The 1,293-nt window shown below is 70.1% G+C and carries 2 protein-coding genes; one reads left to right on the top strand and one right to left on the bottom strand.

The genetic code is table 11. The features are described 5' to 3' along the window. Positions 1–46: 46 nt before the first annotated feature. A complete protein-coding gene (locus ABZ260_RS51225) occupies positions 47–646 on the bottom strand; it encodes a helix-turn-helix domain-containing protein (protein ID WP_355633290.1) in 600 nt (199 codons plus the stop codon). Between the two features lie 66 nt (positions 647–712). Between ABZ260_RS51225 and ABZ260_RS51220 the strand changes: the two genes are divergently transcribed. Then, on the top strand, positions 713–1,153 hold the full coding sequence (locus ABZ260_RS51220; RefSeq protein ID WP_355633288.1) for a VOC family protein: 441 nt from the start codon (positions 713–715) through the stop codon (positions 1,151–1,153). Positions 1,154–1,293 lie beyond the last annotated feature (140 nt).

Genomic DNA, 1,293 nt, shown 5'->3' with positions numbered 1-1,293 from the left:
GCCGGGCGGTCCCGTCCGGACCCGGAGGTGAGCGTGCCCTGACCGCCTACCGGCGGTCTCGCAGGGATTCCAGCAGGCGCGACAACTCCTCGGTGACGGCCGGGAGGTCACCGGGATCCGTCGAGCGGGCCAGCCACAGGGCCGCCTCGTTCATCGCGCCGGACAGCAGCCGGGCCAACGGCTCCACGGGCCGGCGGGCGATGACCCCCGCCTCGATCAGCATGACGAGCGCCTCGGTGAGGTGCCGCGCCGAGGACGCCTCGTCCATGGCCCGCCACTCGTTCCAGCCGAGCACCGCGGGGCCGTCGACGAGCATGATCCGCTGTATGTCGGGGTCGCGGCTCACCGCGAGGAAGGCCCGGCATCCCGCGACCAGCTGCTCCCACGGGTCGTCGTGCGCGTCCGCCGCCGCCGAGACCCGCTCGCCCACCTCCCGCTGCACCTGCTCGACGACCGCGTGGAATAGGGCGGCCTTGCTGTCGAAGTGGTGGTAGAGCGCGCCCTTGGTCACGGCCGCCGCCCTGACGATCTGCGCCAGGCTCACCGCGGCGTACCCGTGCCGCGCGAACAGCGTCCTGGCCTCCGTCACCAGCGTGCGCCTGGTCTCCAGTCGTTGCCGTACCCGATCCATCGCGGCCTCCATCATTGGCATACCGATGGTATGTTAACCTCACATACCGACGGTATGCGAATATGTCGAAAGGAGGGGGCTGTGTCCCTCACCAAGTCCCTCACCAAGTCCCTCACCAGCTTCTACCCGGTCGTCTGCACCGATCGGATCACCGAGTCCCGTGACTTCTACCAGCGGTTCTTCGGCTTCGAGACGGTGTTCGAGGCGGACTGGTACGTGAGCCTGCGACGGCCGGAGCCGCCGCACTACGAGCTGGCGCTCGTCGACCACGACCATCCGACCGTGCCGGAGAAGTACCGCTCGGCGGTGCGAGGACTGATCCTCAACTTCGAGGTGGCCGACGTCGACGCCGAGCACGACAGGCTGGTACGACGGGCGGGGCTCCCGGTCGAGCTGACGCTGCGTACCGAGGAGTTCGGGCAGCGGCACTTCATCGTGGCCGCGCCCGACGGCGTGCTCATCGACGTGATCACCCCGACCGAGCCGTCCGCCGCCTACGCCGGACAGTACGCCGCTCCGTGACCCGGTGCGGCTCCGGCTGTTCCGGTCTCTCCGAGGACCAAGCGGTTCAGCCCCGGCCCAGCCACCTGCCGAGGCGCTGGGCCGGGGCGCTGGGCCGGGGCCTCGATCAACCGGTGGGTCAGGTAGCAGAGCGGCAGCAG

The sequence above is a fragment of the Streptosporangium sp. NPDC006013 genome (genome assembly GCF_040614275.1).
In the GTDB taxonomy this organism is placed as follows: domain Bacteria; phylum Actinomycetota; class Actinomycetes; order Streptosporangiales; family Streptosporangiaceae; genus Streptosporangium.
This window is presented reverse-complemented; position numbering and strand designations above follow the sequence as displayed.

Bases quoted from the DNA above. Each gene is read 5' to 3' on its own strand.
- ABZ260_RS51225 (WP_355633290.1), bottom strand. From the start codon at position 646: ATGATGGAGGCCGCGATGGATCGGGTACGGCAACGACTGGAGACCAGG.